This is a genomic window from Blastochloris sulfoviridis, assembly GCF_008630065.1.
Lineage (GTDB): Bacteria > Pseudomonadota > Alphaproteobacteria > Rhizobiales > Xanthobacteraceae > Blastochloris > Blastochloris sulfoviridis.
Genome location: NZ_VWPL01000011.1, coordinates 97,299 through 113,456 on the forward strand (window position 1 = coordinate 97,299; position 16,158 = coordinate 113,456).

Below are 16,158 nucleotides of genomic sequence, written 5' to 3' on the forward strand. Positions count from 1 at the left end.
GAAAGTCACCCGTCTTGTCGCCGGCTTGTGACAGCCGGGGGACGCTCGAGGTTTTCCCGGCGCGGCGGTTCGGTCCGCTCGCGGCGCGGGTCGCCCGTCCGCTCCCGGCGCGGGTCGCCCGTCCGCTCGCGGCGCGGGTCTTCTTGCCGCTCGCGGCGCGGGTCTTCTTGCCGCTCGCGGCGCGGGTCTTCTTGCCGCTCGCGGCGCGGGGCCTGGGCGGCGATGTCGGCGACGAGGCCGGCGAGCGCTCCGGTTGGGGACAGCGCGAGTCCGGGCTCGACGGGGTCTCGCCCGCCCTCCGGGCACACCGCCCGCTTGAAGCCGAGCTTCATCGCCTCCTTGAGGCGCGCCGCCGCGTGCGCCACCGGCCGGATCGCCCCCGACAGGCTGACCTCGCCGAAATAGACCGCGTCCGCCGGCAGCGGCGCCCCGGCCAGCGACGACACCAGGGCTGCGGCGGCGGCGAGATCGGCGGCGGGCTCGCCGATGCGCAGGCCGCCGGCGACGTTCAGGTACACATCGTGGCTCCCGAGCCGGACGCCGCAATGGGCCTCCAGCACCGCGATCACCATGGCCAGCCGGTTGGCATCCCACCCCACTACCGCCCGGCGTGGCGTGCCGAGTGGGCTCGGCGCCACCAGCGCCTGGATCTCGACCAGCAGCGGCCGCGTGCCCTCCATGCCGGCGAACACCGCGGTGCCCGGCGCGCCGAGGTCGCGCTCCGACAGGAACAGCTCGGAGGGGTTGGCCACCTCGGCCAGGCCCTTGCCGGTCATCTCGAACACACCGATCTCGTCGGTCGGGCCGAAGCGGTTCTTGAGCGCGCGCAGGATGCGGAAATGGTGGCCGCCCTCGCCCTCGAAGGACAGCACCGCGTCGACCATGTGCTCGACCACCCGGGGACCGGCGATCTGGCCGTCCTTGGTGACGTGGCCGACCAGGATCACCGCCGCGCCGCTGGTCTTGGCGTAGCGGATCAGCGCCTGGGCCGAGCCGCGCACCTGGGCCACGGTGCCCGGCGCCGATTCCACCGCGTCGGTCCACATGGTCTGGATCGAATCGATCACCGCCAGCCGCGGCGGCGGGCCGTCGGACAGCGTCGCCAGGATGTCCTCGACATTGGTCTCGGCGGCGAGCGCCACCTTGGCGCCGGCAAGGCCGAGCCGCTCGGCCCGAAGCCGCACCTGGCCGGTCGCCTCCTCGCCGGAGATGTAGACCACGCCCTCGCCGCGGCCGGCCATCGCGGCGGCGGCCTGGATGAGGAGCGTCGACTTGCCGATGCCGGGGTCGCCGCCGATCAGGATCACCGAGCCGCGCACGAAGCCGCCGCCGGTGACGCGGTCGAGCTCATGGATGCCGCTCGGGGTGCGCGGCGCGTCGGCGCTGCCGCCGGCCAGCGTCTCCAGCGCAACGAGGCGGCCCTTGCGGCCGGGGCGCTGGGCGGCCGGGGCGCTGACGAGGGGGCTCGTCTCCTCGGCGATGGAGTTCCACGCGCCGCAGGCGTCGCACTTGCCCTGCCAGCGCGAAGACACCGCGCCGCAGGCTTGGCAGACGAAATTGACGGTGCGCTTGGCCATGGCGCCATCGAGACGGAATCAATCCGGAAGTCAACGCTGAGTCGCGGCCGGCGTCGAAGAGCGGTGGGCGTCCCGCCTCGTCCGCAGGACGAACATCACTGGGGTTCAGTGACTACCATGCACACGGCCGACGATCTTCCCGCAAAGATCGCATTGCGTTACTCTAGGTTGCCAAAACGGTGGCACACTGAGTCAAATGGAGACGAAATGTCCAGTCAAGATGTTCTTCTTCAACGTGAGTACCACCGCAGGACAGCTGGCGCATATGACGATATGCACGTCGAATCTCATGATGAGCATGCCTTGTCTCTGGCGATATTGTCCGCTCTTATTGAGTTTAATGGGGTAAATAGTATCCTCGACGTTGGCAGTGGAACCGGAAGAGCGCTAAAGGTTCTTCAAAAGCATTTTCCAGAACGAAAAATCGTCGGTATAGCGCCTGTTGCAAACTCATCAATCTATAGTTGACGTACATCTATGCACAATCTATAGTAAATTTCGCTGGCTTTGCCAGTTCGCTTCGCGCTCGATTGTGTTGCCCGAGTTTCCGCATGGCCCACTATTTCCGCGAACCTGATCGCCGCCAGCGCTTCTTGTTGCCGGTCGACATGATGGACTGGCTGCCGCAAGGCGACATCGTTCATCTGATCGTCGACGCCGTGGCGCTGATGGACCTCTCCAAGTTCGAGGCGACGTGCAAGATCGGGCGGGCCGGCCAGGCGCCGTTCGCGCCGCGGGTTCTGCTCGCCCTGCTGATCTACGCCTATAGCCATGGCGTCCGCTCCAGCCGGGCGATCGAGAGATTGTGCGAGCGCGATGCGGGCTACCGGTTCATCGTCGGCGAGCACGTGCCCGATCACTCGGTGATCGCGCGTTTCCGGCAACGCCATGCGGAGCGGATGAAGGGTCTGTTCCTGCAGGTCCTGGAGCTGTGCCGCGAGGCGGGCCTGATCCGGCTGGGGCTGGTGGCGCTGGACGGCACCAAGGTGAAGGCCGCGGCCGGGCTGGATGCGAACCGCACGGCGGCACATCTGGACGGTGAGATCGCCCGGATGTTGACGGAGGCCGAGACTATTATCCGGATCCTGCGATCCCCGATCCGGCTTGCCGGACGATTTGTCGCAAATTCGCCCGATCGCGGAGAGGTTTCGTTAACCTTTCGGTCACCACCGGGCGCCTAGGCTTGGCGCGGCCTTCCGGACACGCCGTTCGCAATCCCGGAAGACGGCCTTGCCCGAGCGCCGGACGTGCGCGGCGGCCTTCGGCGGGCGGACTACGCGTCTCCGGCCTCGTGAGCCGGACTCCATCTCTTGATCGTGGGAGGCGCGCGTGAGTGTTGCTTTGAGACGGAATCTCCGACGGATCACCCTGATGCGCCGTGTGGCGACGGGCATCGAATACGGCCTGCTGGCGGTCGGCGCGGCGATCGTCGGCTTCGCCGCGCTGATCCTGGTCGAGGACACCGGCCGCGACAGGGTGGCCGTGCGCACCCAGCCCGGCCTCATCGAAGCCGGCCCCGTCCGCCCGGTTGCGTCGCCCGAGACGGTCGGCAGCATCCCCGCCGCCGAGCTGCGGCGCTGAGGCGGGCACCGCCTACGGCGACACCTTGGCGCGGGCCTGCTCGGCCATCTCCTTGAGGCTCTTGCGCAGGTCGGCCGGCGCGGTCAGGCGCTGCGGGAACGCCACCCGCGCCGTCTCGTCGCCGCAGGCCAGGTCGAGCCCCTCGGGATCGCAGCCGGTGACGCTCCAGCGCCCGTCCGGCGCCTTGGCGAGCCGCGTCGCATAGAGGCGGACCGCGTCCGCATGGTCCTCGTTCATGTGGTCGAGGATGCCGGGCTCGGCCTCGATCAGCGCCTCGGCACCGGCGACATCGGTCAGCACGTCGGCCGGGGTGACCGCGGCCGCCCGGCCGAAGCCGCCATTCAGGTGGACGGCCGCCAGCTCCATGCGCCAGAAGCCGAAATCCGGAAGCTGCACATAGAGCTGCGACTTCGGATGCTTGGCCAGGAAGCGGCGGCGGGTGCGGGCATCCGCCACGCGCGTGCAGCGACCGACCAGCGACAGGCGCGGATGGGCCAGCGGATCGCCCTTGCCGGTCTCCGCCAGCAGCAGCGAGGCGCGGCCGTCGGCGGCGAGGTTGCGGGTGTGCAGCGACAGGCCCGACAGCAAGAGCAGCGGCGCGCCGTCGATGTCGGTGGCGACATTGACCAGGGTGGTCAGCGGGAAGCCCGACTGCGGATCGTTGGTGGCGAGCGCGCCGGCGCGGGCGGTGCGAAGCAGGGTCTTGGCCAGTGCGGCGGCATCGAATCCGGCGGCCGGATTGAGCGGCAATTCGATGCCCGTGCCGGTGATCGGCGGCACGGCGTCAGGCGGCTGATTGCCCATCGCCTTCTCCGTATTGGGTTTTTTGTTTTCGGCTGCCGTCTTTCCGCCACCCTTCCGGCAGCGTCTCGGACGGGTATCGCGCAACTGACATCGCACTATATATTGGTGTCGGCGCGAGCCGGTCACAGATCGGCCCCGATCACGGTTTTTTTCGCAGCCACGCGGGCTGCGCCGGCTTGGCCGCGCGCCCAAATTCCCCGGTGACGCTTCGTCGCCGCGATGCAAAGGTCCCTTTCATGCCGACCATCGCCCTTGTCGACGACGACCGCAACATTCTCACCTCGGTCACGATCGCACTCGAGTCCGAAGGCTATCGCATCATGACCTACACGGACGGTGCGTCCGCCCTCGAAGGCTTCAAGACCAGCCCGCCCGACCTCGCCATCCTCGACATCAAGATGCCGCGCATGGACGGGATGGAGCTGTTGCGCCGGCTGCGCCAGAAGACCGACATGCCGGTGATCTTCCTCACCTCCAAGGACGAGGAGATCGACGAACTGTTCGGCCTCAAGATGGGCGCCGACGATTTCATCCGCAAACCGTTCTCGCAGCGCCTTTTGGTCGAGCGCGTGAAGGCGGTGCTGCGCCGCATCACGCCCAAGGACGGCGTCACGCCGCCGCGCGAGACCGACGCGGCCAAGGTGCTGGAACGCGGCCTGCTGCGCATGGATCCCGAGCGCCACACCTGCACCTGGAAGAACGAGCCGGTGACGCTGACGGTCACCGAATTCCTGATCCTGCAGGCGTTGGCGCACCGGCCGGGCGTGGTGAAGAGCCGCAACGCGCTGATGGACGCGGCCTATGACGACCAGGTCTATGTCGACGACCGCACCATCGACAGCCACATCAAGCGCCTGCGCAAGAAGTTCAAGGTGGTCGACGACAATTTCGAGATGATCGAGACGCTGTACGGCGTGGGCTACCGCTTCAAGGAATAAGGAACACCGCCGCCGATGGCGCCCGTCCGGCCCCCGCTCCCGCCCCAGCTCCAGGCAGACCGCCGATGACGGCCGACATTGAGGCGCGGCCGGCAAGCAAGCGGCGCGGCGCGCGCAAGGTGCGCGCCGCCGGCTGGACGGTGCGGCTGCGCCAAAGCGCGACGACGCTGGTGTTCTCCAGCCTCACCCGCCGCATCGTCGTCCTCAACCTCACCGGCCTCGTCGCCCTGGTCGCCGGCATCCTCTATCTGTCCGAGTTCCGGGCCGGGCTGATCGATGCGCGCATCCAGAGCCTGTTGATCCAGGGCGAAATCATGGCCGGCGCGGTGGCGGCGTCGGCCACGGTCGAGACCAACACCATCACCATCGATCCCAACCGGCTGCTCGAACAGCAGCTCGGCGAGTCCTATTCCGACGACGCCGTCTCGCCGCTCGAATTCCCGATCAATCCGGAGCGCGTCGCGCCGCTGCTGCGCCGGCTGGTGTCGCCGACCAAGACGCGCGCGCGCATCTACGACCGCGACGGCATGCTGGTGCTCGACAGCCGCGGCCTCTACGGACGCGGCGACATCCTGCGGCTCGATCTGCCGCCGCCGGTCGACAAGGCCAGCGGCCTGGAGAAGATCTGGGGCGAGGTGCAGCGCTGGTTCACCCGCGGCGCGCTGCCCTTCTACAAGGATCTGCCGGCCAGTGCCGGCAAGAGCTATCCCGAGGTGGCCCAGGCGCTGGCGGGAGCCAAGTCCAGCATGGTGCGCATGAACGACCGCGGCGAGGTGATCGTCTCGGTCGCGGTGCCGATCCAGCGGTTCCGGGCGGTGCTCGGCGCGCTCCTGCTGTCGACGCAGGGCGGCGAGATCGACGCGCTGGTCGAGCAGGAGCGCTTCGTCATCGTGCGGGTGTTCGTGGTGGCGGCGCTGGTGATGATGGTGCTGTCGGTGCTGCTGGCCGGCACCATCGCCGGCCCCGTGCACAAGCTCGCCGACGCCGCCGAGCGGGTGCGCCGGCGCATCAAGGGCCGGGTCGAGATTCCCGACTTCACCACCCGCGCCGACGAGATCGGCCATCTGTCCGGCGCGCTGCGCGACATGACCGACGCGCTCTACCGGCGCATGGAGGCGATCGAGAGCTTCGCCGCCGACGTCGCGCACGAATTGAAGAACCCGCTCACCTCGCTGCGCTCGGCGGTGGAGACGCTGCCGCTCGCCCGGAGCGAGGAGAGCCGCGGGCGGCTGCTGGAGATCATCCAGCACGACGTCAAGCGGCTCGACCGGCTGATCTCCGACATCTCCGACGCAAGCCGGCTCGATGCCGAGCTGCAGCGCCAGGTGGCCGAGCCGGTCGACCTTGTGAAGCTGCTGTCGGCGGTGGTCACCGTCGCCAACGAGGTGCGGCGCGACGACGGGGTGAACGTCCTCGCCAGCTTCGTCGAGCTTGCCGGCGTGGCGCCGGCCCGCCAGTTCGTGGTGCCGGGCCACGATTCGCGGCTCGGGCAGGTGGTCCACAACCTGATCGACAATGCCCGCTCGTTCTCGCCGCAGGGCGGCACGGTGCAGGTGACCTGCCGCCGCCTGCCCGACGAGATCGAGATCACGGTGGAGGATGACGGCCCGGGCATCAGCCCCGACGCGCTGGAGAAGATCTTCACCCGCTTCTACACCGACCGGCCCAACCAGGGCTTCGGCCAGAATTCCGGGCTCGGCCTGTCGATCTCGCGCCAGATCGTCGAGGCCCATGGCGGCGACATCTGGGCCGAGAACCGGACCGGGCCGGCCGAGGATGGCGACGACGCCGTTCTCGGCGCCCGCTTCGTCGTCCGCCTGCCGGCGGCGTGAGCGCGCGACGGGGGCCGCCATGCTCGCCACCGGCCGGACGATCCATGCCAGCGCGGTGCTGGTGGGCGAGAGCGCGGTGGTGATTCGCGGCCCCTCCGGCTCCGGCAAGTCGCGCCTCGCGCTCGGGCTGATCCGCCTGGCCGAGGCCGGCGGCACGCTCCCCTTCGCCCGCCTGGTCGGCGACGACCGCGTGGCGCTGGCGGCGGCCTCTGGCCGGCTCCTGGTGTCGCCCGCCCCCAACATTGCCGGTCTGATCGAGGTGCGCGGCCTCGGCGTGCTGCCGCTCCCCTACGAGCCGCTGGCGGTGGCCGGGCTGATCGTCGATCTCGCCGCCGAGGACGGCGCCCGGATGCCGGCGGCGGACAGCGCCCGGACACGCGTTTTCGGCGTCGAGGTGGCGCGCCTTCCGGTCGCCGCCGGCGCCGATCCGCTGGCCCTGGTGGCGGCCCTGATCGCCGGCCGGCGCGTCCCCTCCGCCGCGGCCCTGTGGGACCACCACTTGCGCTGGGGGAACCGGTGCGGCAATGATGCCGGCGGTCCGGGAGATGGGCATAGCTCCGTCTCCGGCGGAGCGGGGGCATGATCGGTCTGGTATTGGTTACCCACGGGCGGCTGGCCGTCGAGTTTCGCGCTGCCCTGGAACACGTCATGGGCGCCCAGCGGCAGATCGAGACCGTGACCATCGGTCCCGACGACGATATCGAACAGCGCCGCCACGAGATCATCGCCGCGGTCGAGGCGGTCGACAGCGGAGAAGGAGTGGTGCTGCTCACCGACATGTTCGGCGGCACCCCCTCCAACCTTGCCATCTCGGTGATGAACCGGCCGGGAATCGAGGTAGTGGCCGGGATCAATTTGCCGATGCTGGTCAAGCTCGCCACGGTGCGGGACGAAATGCCGCTCGCCGACGCCGTTTGCCAAGCGCAGGAAGCTGGCCGTAAATACATCTACATCGCGAGCCGGCTGCTGAACGGGAAGTGAACCAGGCGTCGCCGCACGCCGCCCGGACCGGAAACCTGCGGTGTCGCAATGGGGGTGGCGCCATCATGAACGAGTCCCAGGCGAACGGCGGCGGCCACAATGGCGAGGCGGCGGGATGCGATGGCGCGCTGCGCCGCGAGCTCCTGATCGTCAACAAGCGCGGCCTGCACGCGCGCGCCTCGGCCAAGTTCGTGATGCTGGCGGAGACCTTCGAGGCCGACATCACCGTCTCGCGCTGCGGCGAGACGGTGGGCGGCACCTCGATCATGGGGCTGATGATGCTGGCCGCCGCGCCCGGCACCTCGATCGAGATCGCCGCCAGCGGCCCGCAGGCCCAGGAGGCGATGGAGGCGCTGAGCGCGCTGGTCGCCGACCGGTTCGGCGAGGGCGAGTAGCCCCTCCGGCGGCATAAAGAAATCTTTATATGTTTATTGACTCGGGGGGCGGGTCTGCTAGACCAGCGCCGAACGCGGCCGGGCTCGCCCCGCCGTGCCCGATCCATATGCCGAGGTGGTTATGAGCAAGGATTACGTGGTCAAGGACATCGCTCTCGCCGAGTGGGGCCGCAAGGAGATCGACATCGCCGAGACCGAGATGCCCGGCCTGATGGCGACCCGCGCCGAATACGGCCCGGCGCAGCCCTTGAAGGGCGCGCGCATCGCCGGCTCGCTGCACATGACCATCCAGACCGCGGTGCTGATCGAGACGCTGGCCGCGCTCGGCGCCGACATCCGCTGGGCGTCGTGCAACATCTATTCGACCCAGGACCACGCCGCCGCGGCCATCGCCGACCGCGGCATCCCGGTGTTCGCCGTCAAGGGCGAGAGCCTGGAGGACTATTGGGAGTACACCCACAAGATCTTCGAGTGGGCCGACGGCGGCGCTCCCAACATGATCCTCGACGACGGCGGCGACGCCACGCTCTTGGTCCATCTCGGCCTGCGCGCCGAGCAGGGCGATGTCGCGTTCCTCGACACGCCGACCTGCGAGGAAGAGGAAGTGCTGTTTGCCGCCATCAAGCGGCGCCTCAAGCACAAGCCGGGCTGGTACTCCAAGCTCGCCGGCTCGATCCGCGGCGTCACCGAGGAGACCACGACCGGCGTCCACCGCCTCTACATCATGGAGCGCGAGGGCAAGCTCTTGTTCCCCGCCATCAACGTCAATGACTCGGTGACCAAGTCGAAGTTCGACAACCTCTATGGCTGCCGCGAGTCGCTGGTCGACGGCATTCGCCGCGGCACCGACGTGATGATGGCCGGCAAGGTGGCGATGGTCGCCGGCTTCGGCGACGTCGGCAAGGGCTCGGCCGCCTCGCTGCGCCAGGCCGGCTGCCGGGTGCTGGTGTCGGAGATCGATCCGATCTGCGCGCTGCAGGCGGCGATGGAAGGCTACGAGGTCACCACGATGGAGGATGCCGCGCCGCGCGCCGACATCTTCGTCACCGCCACCGGCAATGTCGACGTCATCACCATCGACCACATGCGGGCGATGAAGGACCGCGCCATCGTCTGCAACATCGGCCACTTCGATTCCGAGATCCAGGTGGCGACGCTCAAGAACCTCAAGTGGCACAACGTCAAGCCGCAGGTCGACGAGATCGAGTTCCCGGAAGGCAAGCGCATCATCCTGCTGTCGGAAGGCCGCCTGGTGAACCTCGGCAACGCCATGGGCCACCCGTCGTTCGTGATGAGCGCCTCCTTCACCAACCAGACGCTGGCGCAGATCGAACTGTTCACCAAGCCCGGCGCCTACGACAAGAAGGTCTATACGCTGCCCAAGAAGCTCGACGAGAAGGTGGCGCGGCTGCACCTCGACAAGATCGGCGTGAAGCTGACCCAGCTCTCCGACAAGCAGGCCAAGTATATCGACGTGCCGGCCGAGGGCCCGTTCAAGCCGGAAACCTACCGGTATTGAGCACAGCGCGCAGGGTGTAAGGTCGTCGTCCCGGGCAAGGGCCGCAGGCCTGCGACCCGGGACCGTTTTCAGAAAGGGGTGCCCTTTCCTGAGGACGATCCCGGCTCTCGCTGACGCTCGGCCGGGATGACGCCGGGAGCGATGATGACGCTGGGAACGATCCCGGGGTGAACGCAGGCGCAGGGCGCAATCGCGAGAGCGTCGTGCGCCGTTCGTCGGCGCGTCAGCGGCGGATCACGCCTTCGGCTGATCCGCCCTACGCGTTACTGGCCGCCATCGACCTCGACGATGAGCCGCTCCTCCCGGCAGACGAAGTCCACCACGAAACGGTCGATCGGCACCTGCCGGACGAACTTCCTCCCGAGCAGAGCGCGGCTGCGCAGGCGCTGCCAAAGCGCGGTCTCGGCATCCGTCGACTGCCGACGCAAGTGGCGCGCAAGATGGGTTCGAGGCTGATTGGCACCGCGCATCGTACCGAGGCGACGCGTCGAAATCCGAACCCGGAAGCCCGAATCTCGAAGCCACCCGGCCGCAAACCGCCTCAGACCACGGCCTTGCGGCTCGCCATCATCTCGGCGAAGCGGGCGAACAGATAGTGGCTGTCCTGCGGGCCGGGCGAGGCTTCGGGGTGGTACTGCACCGAGAAGGCCGGCCGGTCGGTCAGCGCGATGCCGCAATTCGAGCCGTCGAACAGCGACACGTGGGTCTCCACCGCATTGCCCGGCAGCGTGTCGCGGTCCACCGCGAAGCCGTGGTTCATCGAGGTGATCTCGACCTTGCCGGTGGTGAGATCCTTGACCGGGTGATTGGCGCCGTGATGGCCCTGGCGCATCTTGCGCGTCCGGGCGCCGACCGCGAGGCCCAGCATCTGGTGGCCGAGGCAGATGCCGAAGGTCGGCACCTTCGCCTCCAGCAAGGTGCGGATCACCGGCACGGCGTAGCGCCCGGTCGCCGCCGGATCGCCGGGGCCGTTGGAGAGGAACACGCCGTCCGGGCTCAAGGCCAGGATGTCCTCGGCCGGGGTGGTCGGCGGCACCACCGTGACCTTGGCGCCGGTGGTGGCGATGAGGCGCAGGATGTTGCGCTTGATGCCGTAGTCGATGGCGACGACGTGGCGGTTCGTCGCCTGCTGCCGGCCATAGCCGCCGGGCCACGCCCACACCGTCTCGTCCCAGCCGTAGCGCTGGGTCGAGGCGACCTTCGGCACGAGGTCGAGCCCGTCCATCGAGGGCAGCGCCGCCGCCGCGCGCGTCAGCGCCTCGACGTCGAAGCGGCCGTCCGGCGCATGCGCGATCACCGCATTGGGCATGCCGGCCTCGCGGATGCGCGCCGTCAGCGCCCGGGTGTCGAGCCCGGAAATGCCGATGATGCCGCGCGCCTTCAGCCAGGCGTCGAAATGCTTGGCGGCCCGCCAGTTCGAGGCGCCGGTGATCGGCGCGCGCAGCACCACGCCGCAGGCCCCCAGCACCGCCGCCATGTTGACGGTCTCGATGTCGTCGTCGTTGGTGCCGACATTGCCGATGTGCGGGAAGGTGAAGGTGATGATCTGCCCGGCATAGGACGGGTCGGTCAGGATTTCCTGGTAGCCGGTCATCGCGGTGTTGAAGCACACCTCGCCGGCGGCCTGGCCGGTGGCGCCGAGCCCGAACCCTTCGAGCACCAGCCCGTCGGCCAGCACCAGCAGCGCGGTGGACTTCGGGTCTTGCCAGACGTGGCCCTGCCAATTGTCTTGTTCGCTGCCCATCGCTCGCCTACATATGTGGCCGCGCGCGGGCGCACGCCGCAAACGCGACGCCCGGGCGCGGGTCGTTGTCGGATCTTGATCTGCGAACCTAAGTGACAAAGGTCCGCACGTCAACCGCCACCCAGATCGAAATTTCCACGTTTTATCAATTAGATAAAGCGATGCCGCCGTCGTTTCGGCGAACGCGTTGCCATCTCGCGAAACGCGTCGCCATCTTGCGAAAGGTCTGTTCCGTGTTCCGCACCACCCTCACCGAGGCGCTGACCGCCGCCGTCAAGGCCCAGGACAAGCGCAGGATGTCGACGCTGCGGCTGATCACCGCCGCGCTCAAGGACCGGGATATCGACGCCCGCGGCAACGGCAAGGGTCCGCTGGCGGACGACGAGATCTTCGCGTTGCTGGCCAAGATGATCAAGCAGCGCCAGGAATCGGCGACGATCTACGCCGATGCGGGGCGGCCCGAGCTCGCCGCGCAGGAGCGCGAGGAGATCGACATCATCGCCGCCTTCCTGCCCCAGCAGCTCGGCGAGGACGAGGCGAAGGCGGCCATCGCCGCGGTGGTGGCCGAGACCGGCGCCGCCGGCATGAAGGACATGGGCAAGGTGATGGCGGTGCTGAAGGAGCGCTTCGGCGGCCGCATGGATTTCGGCAAGGCCTCCAGCTGGGTCAAAGCCGCGCTGGGGTGACGCGCCTTCCGGCCGATCAGGTCGGGAAGCCGCATGCCGTTCGCCGAAAAATCCTCGTCCGATCAAGGATTTTTCGGCGAGACCGTTTCCGGTATCCCGAAGGGATCGACCGGAAACCGCACGATGCGCCTTCCGGCCGATCCGGCCGGCCACCGGCCCATCAGCCCGGCGCATGCTCCAGATCCACCACCTGCGCCCCGGTCAGCGCCGCGAGGCGGGCGGGCGCAAGCTCGATCTGCAGGCCGCGCCGGCCGCCATTGACCAGCACGGTGGCGTGCGCCATTGCCGCCGCGTCGAGGAAGGCCGGCACCCGCTTCTTCTGGCCGAGCGGCGAGATGCCGCCGACATGATAGCCGGTGATGCGCTCGGCCGCCGCCGGCGCCATCATCGCCGCCTCCTTCACCTTGGCCGCGGCGGCGAGCTTCTTGAGGCTCACCGTACGGTCGGAGGCGATGATCGCCACGGCCGGCTTGCCGCCGGCCTCGACCATCAGCGTCTTCAACAGGCGCGCCGGGTCGATGCCGAGCGCCTCGGCCGCCTGCAGGCCGATGCGGTCGGCATCGGGGTCGTAGTCGTATTCGTGCAGCGCGAACGGCTCGTTCGCGCGCTCCAGCGCCAGCGTCGCCGGCGTGCCCTTGGCCATGGACGGATCACCTCATGCGGTTTCCGGTCGATCCCTCCGGGATACCGGAAACGGTCTCGCCGAAAACCCCTTGTTCGATGCCGGGCTTTTCGGCGATCGGAATACGGTTTTCCGGCTTGATCAGCCGGAAGCCGCATCAAACGCCGAACCGCCCTGCACCGCCAGGGGATTGGGGCGGATGCAGGGCGGCCGCTCGCTTCGGGCGCGCCGAAGACGAACTCAGGCATGGGGGGACGCCGCGTCATAGGGTTGCCGGGTGATCCCCTCGGGCTGCCGGAGACGGTCTCGCCGAAAATCCCGTGTTCGATAACGGGCGTTTCGGCGACCGGAACGCGGCTCGAAGGCTTGATCAGCCGGAAGTCGCATCAGCGGCACACCCGCACGGTGCGGACATAGTTGCCGTAGCGGTCGAAGCGGTCCTGCAGGTAGCACTCGCGGTAGGAATTGGACGCCGCGGCCGCGGCGATGCCGCCGAGCAGCAGGCCGGCTGCGACGCCGCCGGCGATCGCGCCGCCATGGCCGCGATGCCAGTGGCCGCCATGGTGGTGGTGATGGGGGTGCGGATGCCACGCCTGGGCCGGGCCGGCGGTGCCGAGCGCGGCGGCGCCGAAGAGGACGGCGGCGAGTGCGGTGGCGATCGAGGTCTTGGCGATCGAGGTCTTGGTGATCGAGGTCTTGGTGATCGAGGTCTTGGCGAGGCGGATGGTGGCGGAGCGGGTCATGGTGGTCTCCTCGGGCTGGCGTGTGGGGCCGTGCGGCGCCGTCCTCCTTTGGTCGCGGCGTCCGCCGGGGAGGTTCAAGGGGTGCGCACGAAATTCGGATGCGCACGAAACTGCCGACGGCGGCCGGCCGGAAAGGGCGGCGTGTGTGCGCGCGTCGCGATGGCGCTCGCGGCAAATCCTGCGTAGATTTCGGCAAATCCGTCCGCCGGGGCGCGTCTCGGTTCAGGTGCAACCGGATTCCGGGGCGTGACGAACGCCTGTGGTGGGGGGCGGGTTCGGTCGCAAACCGGTCGCGCGAGCGGGCAACGTTTGCGCCTCGACAGGGGGCGATGCCGGCTCGCGACGCCGAAATTCGCATGAGTTCTTGATCGGACGCAGTTTCTTCCGCAAAACCGCGATCCCGTATCGCGATCCACACGTGCCGACCAATCGTGCCGACCACTTTTGCAGATGACCGCTCTGGGGAGCCTCGCCCGATGACCGACCTTTCGCTCGCGTCCGACTTTCCCGCCGCCACCCGCGACGACTGGCTGAAAGTGGTCGAAAACGTGCTGAAGGGGGCGCCGTTCGACAAGAAGCTGGTGTCCGCCACCGCCGACGGCATTCGCATCGAGCCGATCTATCCGCGCCGCGCCGACCGCGCTCCGCTGGCCGGCCGCGCCGCCGGTGCGCCCTGGCGGGTGATGGCCCGCCTCGACATCCCCGATCCGGCCCGCGCCAACGCCCAGGCGCTGGAGGATCTCGAAGGCGGCGCCACCGGCCTGACGCTGGTGTTCAACGGCGCCATCGGCGCCCGCGGCTTCGGCCTGCCGGCGTCGGCCGACGCGATCGCGGCCGTGCTCGCCGACGTGGTGCTCGACGCCATCGCCATCGATTTCGACCTCGGCCCCGAGGCCAAGGCGGCGCCGGGGATCTTCGCCGCGCTGGTGGCCGGGCTCGGGGTCGATGCGTCCGCACTCGACGTGTCGTTCGGCATCGACCCGCTGGGGGCTGCCGCGGTGCGCGGTGGGCTTGCCACCCCCTGGCCGGCGCTGGCGCCGGATTTCGCCGCCGAGATCGCGGCGCTGGCCCAGGCCGGCTTCCGCGGGCCGTTCGCGGTCGCCGATGGCCGCCCGGTGCACGATGCCGGCGGCTCGGAGGTGCAGGAGCTGGCCTTCGTGCTCGCCGCCGGGGTGGCCTATCTGCGGGCGCTGGAGGCCGGCGGCATTCCGCTGGAGGACGCCCGCCGCTTCGTCTATGCGCGGCTGTCCGCCGACGCCGACCAGTTCCTCACCATCGCCAAGCTCCGGGCGCTGCGCCGGCTGTGGGCGCGGCTGGAGGCGGCCTGCGGGCTTGAGCCCGCGCCGCTGCGCATCGTCGGCGAGTCCGCCTGGCGCATGTCGAGCCGGCGCGACCCGTGGGTGAATTTGCTGCGCAACACGGTGGCCTCCTTCGCCGCCGGCGTCGGCGGCGCCGACGGCCTCACCGTGCTGCCGTTCACCGCAGCCCTCGGCCTGCCCGACGCCTTCGCCCGCCGCATGGCCCGCAACACCCAGATCGTGCTGATCGAGGAATCCCACCTCGGCAAGGTCGCCGACCCGGCGGCCGGCACCGGCGGCATCGAGACGCTGACCGACGAACTCTCGGCGCGCGCCTGGGCGCTGTTCCAGGAGATCGAGGCGGAGGGCGGGCTCGCCGCGGCGCTGCAGGCCGGCCTGGTGCAGGCGAAGGTCGCCGCCACGCGGGCCGAGCATCGCAAGGCGGTGGCCCGCCGCAAGGAGCCGATCACCGGCGTCTCCGAATTCCCGCTGATCGCCGAGGCCGAGGTGGCGGTGCTGGACACCGCCCCGGTGGCGCTGCCGGCGCCGTCGCTCGCGGTTGCCTTCGCCCCGCTCCAGCCCGGCCGGATCGCCGAGCCGTTCGAGGCGCTGCGCGATGCCGCCGACCGCTACCTGGACAAGACCGGCAGGCGGCCGGCGCTGTTCCTGGCCAATCTCGGCCCGATCGCCGCCTTCACCGCCCGCGCCACCTTCGCCAAGAACTTCTTCGAGGCCGGCGGCATCGAGACCGTCTCGAACGACGGCTTCGCGGCCGACGGCGCCAGCACCGATCTTGCGGCGCTGGCTGCGGCCTTCAAGGCCAGCGGCGCCGCCGTGGCCTGCATCTGCTCGTCGGATGCGCTCTATGCCGAGGAGGCGGTGGCGGCCGCCGCGGCGCTGAAGGCGGCCGGCGCGACGCACCTGTGGCTCGCCGGCAAGCCGGCGCCGGAGCTGGAAGGCCCGGTGACGGAGGCCGGCGTCGGCGGCTTCGTCTTCATGGGCGCCGACTTGCTGGCCGTGCTGGCCGAGGCGCACCGGGTCATCGGCGTCTGAACCGTAAGAGTCCGGGCCAACCCCACGCCAACGGCTCCTGGCGCGAGGCGTTTTCGTTGTCGGCGTGCCGGGTTTCCGGTGGCAAGCCGAGACGGCTTCCGGCCAATTTCGGGTTTTGGGTTTCGCGCCCCCCACCCCCGACCCCTCCCCACCGCTCGCGAAGCTCGCGGGGGGAGGGGAGAAAAGGGGGCGCCTCTTCTCCCCTCCCCCCATGAACGCAGTGAATGGTGGGGAGGGGTCGGGGGCAGGGGAATCGCAGATGAGTATAAGGGCATTGCGCGGGAGGTAGAGAAGGATTCATTCATGAGGCTTCTCGATTCGGGGAGGCTCCCATGCAGGCTCTCATCTCGATTTTCCGCCAAGTTCACGATCCTCGCGACATCAA

Annotated in this window: 17 protein-coding genes; 11 read left to right on the forward strand and 6 right to left on the reverse strand. The window is 69.3% G+C overall.

Annotated elements, in window-relative coordinates; genetic code table 11:
- Nucleotides 1-5: 5 nt before the first annotated feature.
- Nucleotides 6-1,577 carry a DNA repair protein RadA gene (gene radA, locus F1193_RS08395; protein WP_150097230.1) on the reverse strand — a complete coding sequence of 524 codons (1,572 nt, stop codon included), beginning with the start codon at nt 1,575-1,577 and terminating at the stop codon, nt 6-8.
- Nucleotides 1,578-1,784: 207 nt separating this feature from the next.
- On the opposite strand from radA, the gene F1193_RS08400 reads away from it, so the two are divergent.
- The 3 genes from F1193_RS08400 (at nt 1,785) to F1193_RS08410 (ending at nt 3,158) form a co-directional block, all read left to right on the forward strand.
- Nucleotides 1,785-2,045: a class I SAM-dependent methyltransferase gene (locus F1193_RS08400; protein WP_150097231.1), complete on the forward strand. Its 261-nt coding sequence runs from the start codon at nt 1,785-1,787 to the stop codon at nt 2,043-2,045.
- 83 nt (nt 2,046-2,128) lie between these two features.
- Nucleotides 2,129-2,758, forward strand: coding sequence for a transposase (locus F1193_RS08405; protein ID WP_150097232.1), 630 nt, complete (start codon nt 2,129-2,131; stop codon nt 2,756-2,758).
- A 190-nt stretch (nt 2,759-2,948) separates the two neighbouring features.
- Nucleotides 2,949-3,158 (forward strand): hypothetical protein, encoded by a 210-nt coding sequence (locus tag F1193_RS08410; protein WP_150097233.1) that lies wholly within the window; start codon nt 2,949-2,951, stop codon nt 3,156-3,158.
- 12 nt (nt 3,159-3,170) lie between these two features.
- On the opposite strand, the gene F1193_RS08415 is transcribed toward F1193_RS08410, so the two are convergent.
- The gene (locus F1193_RS08415) at nt 3,171-3,962 is read right to left on the reverse strand and encodes a HugZ family pyridoxamine 5'-phosphate oxidase (RefSeq protein WP_150097234.1); all 792 of its coding nucleotides are present in this window, start codon (nt 3,960-3,962) and stop codon (nt 3,171-3,173) included.
- Nucleotides 3,963-4,198: 236 nt separating this feature from the next.
- On the opposite strand from F1193_RS08415, the gene F1193_RS08420 reads away from it, so the two are divergent.
- From F1193_RS08420 to ahcY, 6 genes are all read left to right on the forward strand, one after another.
- Nucleotides 4,199-4,900, forward strand: a complete 702-nt coding sequence (locus F1193_RS08420; protein ID WP_150097235.1) for a response regulator transcription factor — start codon at nt 4,199-4,201, stop codon at nt 4,898-4,900.
- Between the two features lie 65 nt (nt 4,901-4,965).
- Nucleotides 4,966-6,732, forward strand: a complete 1,767-nt coding sequence (locus F1193_RS08425; protein WP_150097236.1) for a sensor histidine kinase — start codon at nt 4,966-4,968, stop codon at nt 6,730-6,732.
- A 19-nt stretch (nt 6,733-6,751) separates the two neighbouring features.
- A complete protein-coding gene (locus tag F1193_RS08430) occupies nt 6,752-7,315 on the forward strand; it encodes an HPr kinase/phosphorylase (RefSeq protein WP_150097237.1) in 564 nt (187 codons plus the stop codon).
- Complete coding sequence (locus F1193_RS08435; RefSeq protein ID WP_126401539.1) at nt 7,312-7,713, forward strand: PTS sugar transporter subunit IIA; 402 nt, start codon at nt 7,312-7,314, stop codon at nt 7,711-7,713. The genes F1193_RS08430 and F1193_RS08435 overlap by 4 nt, the downstream gene beginning before the upstream one ends.
- A 65-nt stretch (nt 7,714-7,778) precedes the next feature.
- Nucleotides 7,779-8,108 carry an HPr family phosphocarrier protein gene (locus tag F1193_RS08440; RefSeq protein WP_150097238.1) on the forward strand — a complete coding sequence of 110 codons (330 nt, stop codon included), beginning with the start codon at nt 7,779-7,781 and terminating at the stop codon, nt 8,106-8,108.
- 121 nt (nt 8,109-8,229) lie between these two features.
- Entirely contained in the window at nt 8,230-9,627 is a 1,398-nt protein-coding gene (ahcY, locus tag F1193_RS08445) for an adenosylhomocysteinase (RefSeq protein WP_150097239.1), read from the forward strand.
- A gap of 263 nt (nt 9,628-9,890) precedes the next feature.
- Here ahcY and F1193_RS08450 read toward each other — a convergent pair whose 3' ends face one another.
- Nucleotides 9,891-10,097, reverse strand: coding sequence for an endonuclease domain-containing protein (locus tag F1193_RS08450; RefSeq protein WP_150097240.1), 207 nt, complete (start codon nt 10,095-10,097; stop codon nt 9,891-9,893).
- 71 nt (nt 10,098-10,168) lie between these two features.
- A complete protein-coding gene (gene carA / locus F1193_RS08455) occupies nt 10,169-11,371 on the reverse strand; it encodes a glutamine-hydrolyzing carbamoyl-phosphate synthase small subunit (protein WP_150097241.1) in 1,203 nt (400 codons plus the stop codon).
- 233 nt (nt 11,372-11,604) lie between these two features.
- On the opposite strand from carA, the gene F1193_RS08460 reads away from it, so the two are divergent.
- A complete protein-coding gene (locus F1193_RS08460) occupies nt 11,605-12,057 on the forward strand; it encodes a GatB/YqeY domain-containing protein (protein ID WP_246164214.1) in 453 nt (150 codons plus the stop codon).
- 160 nt (nt 12,058-12,217) lie between these two features.
- On the opposite strand, the gene ybaK is transcribed toward F1193_RS08460, so the two are convergent.
- Both ybaK and F1193_RS08470 read right to left on the reverse strand, forming a co-directional pair.
- Nucleotides 12,218-12,700 (reverse strand): Cys-tRNA(Pro) deacylase, encoded by a 483-nt coding sequence (gene ybaK / locus F1193_RS08465; protein ID WP_150097243.1) that lies wholly within the window; start codon nt 12,698-12,700, stop codon nt 12,218-12,220.
- A 365-nt stretch (nt 12,701-13,065) separates the two neighbouring features.
- The gene (locus tag F1193_RS08470) at nt 13,066-13,422 is read right to left on the reverse strand and encodes a hypothetical protein (protein WP_246164215.1); all 357 of its coding nucleotides are present in this window, start codon (nt 13,420-13,422) and stop codon (nt 13,066-13,068) included.
- Nucleotides 13,423-13,898: 476 nt separating this feature from the next.
- On the opposite strand from F1193_RS08470, the gene F1193_RS08475 reads away from it, so the two are divergent.
- The gene (locus tag F1193_RS08475; protein WP_150097244.1) at nt 13,899-15,773 is read left to right on the forward strand and encodes a methylmalonyl-CoA mutase subunit beta; all 1,875 of its coding nucleotides are present in this window, start codon (nt 13,899-13,901) and stop codon (nt 15,771-15,773) included.
- Nucleotides 15,774-16,158 lie beyond the last annotated feature (385 nt).